The organism is Dehalococcoidia bacterium (assembly GCA_028711995.1).
Classification (GTDB): domain Bacteria; phylum Chloroflexota; class Dehalococcoidia; order SZUA-161; family SpSt-899; genus JAQTRE01.
In genome coordinates this window covers 1-6,670 of record JAQTRE010000155.1, presented here as the reverse complement: position 1 = coordinate 6,670, position 6,670 = coordinate 1, and the positions used below count along the sequence as shown (strand labels likewise).

Sequence of the window (6,670 nt, the reverse complement as noted above, 5' to 3'; positions counted from 1 at the left end):
CCGAGAGAGGCTTGTGGGGAAAACCCACCAATATCAACAACGTGAAAAGTCTGGCCAGTGTCCCGGTGATTATCAACAAAGGCGCCGAGTGGTATGCTTCCATCGGCACGGAGAAGAGCAAAGGCACGGCCGTATTTGCTCTGACGGGCAAGATCGCCAACAGTGGCCTGATCGAAGTTCCCATGGGCACGACCCTTCGGGAGATCATTATGGATATAGGAGGCGGCATACCCGGCGGCAAGCCTTTGAAGGCGGTCCAGATCGGAGGCCCATCGGGAGGATGCCTTCCCGCCAGTTTTATCGATCTTCCCGTGGATTATGAGTCGGTGTCCAAAACCGGAGCCATCCTGGGGTCGGGCGGGTTGATTGTCATGGACGAGAGTGCCTGCGTGGTGGACGTGGCTAAATTCTTCCTCAAGTTCACTCAGGATGAATCCTGCGGCAAGTGCACCTTCTGCCGCATCGGGACGCTGCGGATGCAGGAAGTTCTGGAGCGGATCAGCAATGGCGAGGGCAAAGCCGGGGACATCGAGTTCCTCGAGGAGTTGGCCGCGAGTGTGAAAGAGGGCTCACTATGTGGGCTGGGACAGACTGCGCCGAATCCGGTATTGACCACGATCAAGTATTTCCGGAGCGAATATGAGGCGCATATCCATGATAAGAAATGCCCGGCGAAGAAGTGCCAGGCTTTGATTACCTATGAGACGATCCCGGCTAAATGTCGCGGTTGTGGCCTTTGTGTGAAATATTGCCCGGTCGGGGCCATCTCCGGAGAGAAAAAGAAACCTCATAGCATCGACAAAGGGAAATGCATTCGCTGTGGGCTGTGCATGAGCGTGTGCCGTCTGGGTGCTATCTCTGTCGACTAAGGAGAGGAACATGTCAAAAGTCTCACTGACCTTAAATGGAAAGAGAGTTGAAGTAGAAACAGGAACGACCATTCTGGCGGCTGCTCAGCAAGGCGGCGTTGAGATTCCAACTCTATGCGATGATCCCCGGTTAAAACCTACTGCAGCGTGTCGTCTTTGTGTGGTGGAAGTTGAGGGTGGTCGGGGTCCGATGCCTGCCTGTACCACTCCGGTGCAACCGGGGATGGTGGTCAAGACCAACAGCGATAAGCTGTTCAAGCTGCGCCAGACGGCTCTGGAATTGCTGCTCTCGGATCACTATGGCGACTGTGTGGCCCCTTGCAAGCTGGCCTGTCCGGCCGGGATAGATATTCAGGGCTATATCGGGCTGATTGCCATCGGCCAGTACAAAGAAGCCCTGAAACTGATCAAGGCGTCCAACCCGTTGCCGATCATCTGCGGGAGGGTATGTCCGCGGTTTTGCGAGGCCAAGTGCCGCAGGAACGCGATCGATGAGCCGGTGTCTATCAATGCCCTGAAGCGGTTCGTGGCGGATTATGATATTGAAAATGGCGCCTATATTCCCAGGCCGAAATCGTCTACTGGACATAAAGTAGCCATTGTGGGCGGAGGACCGGCGGGATTGGCCGCTGCCTATTATACTGCCCTTGAAGGACATGCGGTAGATATTTTTGATGCCAGTCCCCAGCTGGGCGGGATGTTGAGATATGGCATTCCGGAATACCGTTTGCTCAAGGCGGATCTGGATAAAGAGATTGCCATAATCACCGGGTTGTGTCATCAAGTTCAGTGTAATGTCTCGCTGGGCCGGGATTTCACCGTTGACAGCCTGAAAAAAGATGGGTATGAGTCGATCTTTGTTGCGCTGGGCGCATGGGCAAGCCAGAGCATGAAGGTTGAGGGGGAGAATCTGCCGGGCGTACTCTCCGGGATCGGATTCCTGAGAGATGTCGTGCTGGGGAAGAAGCTGAACCTTGGACAGAGGGTGGCGGTGATCGGCGGAGGGAATACGGCAATCGATGCTGCTCGAACCGCCTTGAGGTTGGGTGCCACCGAGGTGACCATTGTCTACCGAAGATCGAGAGACGAGATGCCCGCCAATCATGAGGAGATCGAACAGGCTGAGCAGGAAGGTGTGAAAATTAATTTCCTGGCAGCACCGGTCAAGCTTACAGGACAAACTGGAAAAGTGGACTCCATGGAGTGTATCCGCATGGCTCTGGGAGAGCCGGATAAATCGGGCAGGCGAAGGCCGGAGCCCATCACCGGCTCGGAGTTTGCCATGGCAGTCGACACGGTCATTGTGGCCATCGGTCAGAACCTGGATGCCTCCGGGATTCCGCAGAATAGTCAATTGACACTTGACCGCTGGGGGTATATCAAAGTCGATCAAAACACGATGCAAACCTCCCTGCCAGGTGTGATGGCTGGCGGCGACTGTGTTTCCGGACCGGCTACCGTTGTGGAGGCAATCGCTGCCGGGAGAAAAGCGGCGGTTTCCATCAACCAATATCTGATCGGTCAACCCATCCGACCTGTGGAGAAACCCTATAACTGCACCAAAGGGGAACTGGCTGATATCGACGTCAGCGAGTTTGCGGATGTGGTGCGTATCCCGAGAGTTCAGATGCCCAGTCTGCCTCTGAGTGAGCGGAGAGGGAGTTTCAGTGAAGTTGAGCTTGGGCTTACCGAAGAAATGGCCAAAGCTGAGACCGAGCGTTGTCTGGCCTGCGGCTGTCACGATGTGTTTGAGTGTAAATTACGCCAGATGGCTACTGAGTACCGGGTGAATGATCATCACTATGAGGGGCGCAAGCGGCATATGCCTGCAGAAAAGCGCAAACATCCTTATGTTTCCAGAGATTTGAACAAGTGCATTTTGTGCGGGCGCTGCGTTCGAATTTGCCATGAAGTTCAGGGGGTCGCAGCCCTGGGTTTCACTCGCCGCGGATTCGGCACCGCAATTGAGCCAGCTTTGGGCATGCCCCTTGCTGAAACGTTATGCGAGTCCTGCGGACAGTGCATCTCCACCTGTCCCACCGGAGCGATGGCCCCGGTTGTCCGCTTGCCCAAATCAGGCCCCTGGAAGCTGAAAGCGGTATCGACCACGTGTCCGTATTGTGGCGTCGGCTGCAATATCGAACTCGATGTCGTTGGAGACAAGGTCGTGAAGATCACCTCTCCCGTTGGCAGCGTGGTAAACAATGGGAACCTTTGCAAGAAAGGGACTTTCAATGCCTACGTGATCAACGATCTGAATCGACTCAAAACGCCTCTAATCAAGCGAGATGGGAAAATGGTTGAGGCCAGCTGGGACGAGGCAATCGCCCTAGCGGCAAAAGGATTCAAAGAGATTCGGGAGCGGAGCGGGGGCGACAAACTGGCAGTTATCGCATCTTCCCGGCTGACCAATGAGGAGAGCTATCTGGTTCAGAGACTGGCCAGAACAGCCTTCAAAACCAATAACCTTGCCTCTCCCAACCCTCTGGCGATGAACAACAGCTTGATGAAGAGCTTTGGGAGAAATGCCTCCACTTGCTCCTACAGCGATATTGTGGACAGCGATCTTGTCCTTATCTTTGGCTGCAATGTCACCGAAGAGTACCCCGTTATCGGCTTGAAAGTCAGGGAAGCGGTGGCCAATGGGAGCAAGCTGGTGATGATCAATCCGCGACCCACGCGGCTGGATTCCCTGGCCGAGGTCAGCTTGAAGATCAATCCCAGAACCACGCTGATATTGCTCAGAGCGATGCTGACCTATCTTGTCACCCGTGACCTGGTCGATCACGAGTTCGTTCAATCTCGAACCAGTGGTTTTGAGGACTTTGCCGAAGAGATGAGAAAATACCCCCTTGAGAAGGTGGCGGACACCTTCTGGGTGAAGCCTTCCAGGCTCATCGAGGCCTTGCATCTCTATATCCGAGCCAGAAGACCGGTGATTATCGTCAATGCGGACACGATTACGCCTGAAGAGCTTGTTCTTATCAACAACCTGGCGTTGATTACAGGGAATGTGGGAAGAGAAGGCGCTGGGATCATCGCCATGCGCAGTACCGGTAATGCTCAGGGGTTGATTGATATGGGAGTTCATCCCGATTATCTTCCTGGCCAGCAGCCCATTGGCGATGCAGCGATCAGAGGGACATTTGAAGCGGCATGGAACAGTGCTCTTCCTCAGGAAACAGGGAAGGATGCCATGGACATCGTCCAGGGGGTGGAAAGGGGTGATATTCAAGGAGTCCTCGTGTTGCGGAGAGACGTTCTGACTGAGATCGGCAACGCCGTGTTTGAGGTTCCCCTCTTCTCGGTGCTGGTGGATACCGTGTTTCCTCAAAAAGGACCTTATCCCGATGTTATTCTTCCCGGAGCCACGTTTGCGGAAAGCGAAGGCACGTTTACCAATTGTGAACGGCGCATCCAGCGTCTGAATCGCGCTATGCCGCTGATCGGCGGCAAGGAGAACTGGGAGATCATCTCGCTCCTGGCGAAAGCCATGGGTTTCCCGATGAGCTATGGCTCAGTCTCGGAGATCACTTCCGAAATCACTGGCCTCGCTCCCATCTTCAAATCAGGAGTATCCGGTGGGCAATGGCCGTTTCTGGAAAATGGCAGGTTCGGGCATGAAGATGGCTTGGCGCGGTTCTGCTGTTTTGATTGTGATGACCCTGGTGTGACTGAAGAGGCCGGCGTTTCGTTATGAATTGCAGGGGCGAAGCATTTGGCTGTGCCAAATGCTTCGCCCCTACCTCCTTCAAATCCTCAAGCAACCTTGTATAATATAGTCATCTCATAAGTCTTCTAGGTTCAGGCGTAGCCCCGACACCTGGAGGAGATCAATGCCGACCGGGTTGAAAATCAATTGCAGCGATCCATCCGAAGCCAATGTTGTGCTGTTGTGCGCTCCTTATGATCGCACTGCTTCATTTCGCAAGGGTGCCGTCAACGGCCCGGCCGCCATCGTTTCGAGTCTCAAATATCAAATGGAGACGTATGATCGATTTACGGGGGCGATGCCGTCTCCGGAGCGTAAAGTTGTCTTGTGCGAGCTGAAAAACCTAAATCGATGTTCGCCATCTTCCATGGTGGCTCGTGTAAAGCAGGAGTATGAGAAGCATATCGATCGTGGCGTGTTCGTCTTGATGCTCGGGGGTGAGCACTCCGTCTCGACAGGCGCATTTCAGGCATTGGCTGCGCATCGTGATCCGCGGGGAATCACTGTCTGTCAAATTGATGCGCACCTTGATTTGCGGCCTGACGATTCCGATTATAGCGATGCTCCGCATGGGATGTATGCCCACTGCACGGTTATGAGGAGAGCCCATGAGATGGGTTTCAATTGCCTTCATGTTGGCGTCCGGGCATACGCCAGGGAAGAGATGGATTTTGCTCTCAAGAACGGGCTGGCGGTATTTGAGTGGGGAAAGGGAGCAATTCCGGCTCCGGCCGTTGTTGTTGATTCGATAACCACGGATCTGGTTTACCTGACCGTAGATGTGGATGGTATTGATCCGGCGTATATGCCCGCCACGGGAACCCCGGTTCAGGGTGGTTTGGAGTGGTATTATACCATAGACTTGCTCCGGGAGCTTTTCAAGCGGAAGAACGTCATCGGCGCTGACGTAGTCGAGGTGGCACCGCGCCCGTTTGATGTTTTGACTGAATATGGCGCGGCTCAGCTCTGCTATACGATGTTAGCGCTCAGGGAGACTTAATCGGGGGTGTCCCCCGATTTGTCCTTTTTCCCCCACGAGTGGGGGGCAGGGGTGTGATTGGCACCCTATTGTAACTTATTCCAGGGAGGATCGATGGTACCCGAGGTGATGTTTTTGACCAAAGGTGTGGGCGTAGACAAGAACAGGCTCTCTTCATTTGAGCTTGCTTTGCGCAATGCTGGCATCGAGCGGTTTAATCTGGTATACGTATCCAGCATTCTGCCGCCCTTGTGCAAGATAGTTCCCAGGAATGAAGGCATCCAGGAGCTGAAATCCGGACAGATCATCTATTGTGTGATGGCTCGCAACGAAACTGACGAACCCAATCGGCTCATATCTGCCGCTATCGGTGTGGCTATGCCCAAAAACAAGAAACAGTACGGTTATCTTTCGGAGCACCATACCTTTGGCCAAACGGCGGAGATTTCGGGGGATTATGCCGAAGACCTCGCGGCCACCATGCTGGCTTCAACGCTGGGGATACCCTTTGACCCGGATCAGGCGTGGGACGAGCGCAAGGAAGTCTATCGCGCCAGCGGTACTTTTTTCAGGACCAGCCACGTTTGTCAATCGGCGGAGGGGAATAAGAACGGCTTGTGGACCACTGTAGTTGCCGCGGCGGTTTTTGTCAGATAGGCCCTTGCCACAACAAAGAAGGAACCCTTGCTTGAGTAATGGCGAGGGGTGAAACCAATGGTATGAAAAGCGTAAATCGCATTGATATCAAACCGGGCTCGCAGGTCTCCATTGTATTGAAGCAAGACCAGCGATCTGGGAAACTGACCCAGGGGATTGTCAGGGATATTCTGACCAGTTCTCCGGCTCACCCCCATGGCATAAAGGTCCGCCTGGAAAGCGGTCAAGTGGGGCGGGTGAAAGAGATTATCGGTTAGGGGAACCTGCAAGGAAAAAGGCCCCCTCCTTCTCAAGGAGGGGGCCTTTTTTAATCCGGGAGTTCAACCTCTAGCCCAACTTCCGCAGTTTAAGCTTCAAAACAGTTTCGCTCGAGTTTTCTTAGATTGGATAAATCCGAGAGGGGTCATCATGCGAAGCTGAGTGTTTTGAAAAACCCGATGTAGTACCAAAAAC

Annotated in this window: 5 protein-coding genes; all 5 read left to right on the top strand. The window is 53.9% G+C overall.

The window, feature by feature from the left end; all coding sequences use genetic code 11:
* Window positions 1–869 (top strand): NADH-ubiquinone oxidoreductase-F iron-sulfur binding region domain-containing protein (locus PHV74_14235; protein ID MDD5095515.1); only part of this gene is annotated, 869 nt, incomplete at its 5' end.
* Between the two features lie 10 nt (window positions 870–879).
* Entirely contained in the window at window positions 880–4,569 is a 3,690-nt protein-coding gene (locus tag PHV74_14230) for an NAD(P)-binding protein (protein ID MDD5095514.1), read from the top strand.
* 136 nt (window positions 4,570–4,705) lie between these two features.
* Window positions 4,706–5,581 (top strand): agmatinase, encoded by an 876-nt coding sequence (gene speB, locus PHV74_14225; protein MDD5095513.1) that lies wholly within the window; start codon window positions 4,706–4,708, stop codon window positions 5,579–5,581.
* A gap of 93 nt (window positions 5,582–5,674) precedes the next feature.
* On the top strand, window positions 5,675–6,217 hold the full coding sequence (locus PHV74_14220) for an arginine decarboxylase, pyruvoyl-dependent (protein MDD5095512.1): 543 nt from the start codon (window positions 5,675–5,677) through the stop codon (window positions 6,215–6,217).
* Window positions 6,218–6,279: 62 nt separating this feature from the next.
* Complete coding sequence (locus PHV74_14215) at window positions 6,280–6,474, top strand: YwbE family protein (GenBank protein ID MDD5095511.1); 195 nt, start codon at window positions 6,280–6,282, stop codon at window positions 6,472–6,474.
* Window positions 6,475–6,670: the final 196 nt, after the last annotated feature.

What these genes read in the sequence shown, in the direction of transcription:
- PHV74_14215 (MDD5095511.1), top strand. Translation starts at nt 6,280, where the DNA reads ATGAAAAGCGTAAATCGCATTGATATCAAACCGGGCTCGCAGGTCTCC.
- PHV74_14220 (MDD5095512.1), top strand. Translation starts at nt 5,675, where the DNA reads ATGGTACCCGAGGTGATGTTTTTGACCAAAGGTGTGGGCGTAGACAAG.
- PHV74_14230 (MDD5095514.1), top strand. Translation starts at nt 880, where the DNA reads ATGTCAAAAGTCTCACTGACCTTAAATGGAAAGAGAGTTGAAGTAGAA.
- speB (MDD5095513.1), top strand. Translation starts at nt 4,706, where the DNA reads ATGCCGACCGGGTTGAAAATCAATTGCAGCGATCCATCCGAAGCCAAT.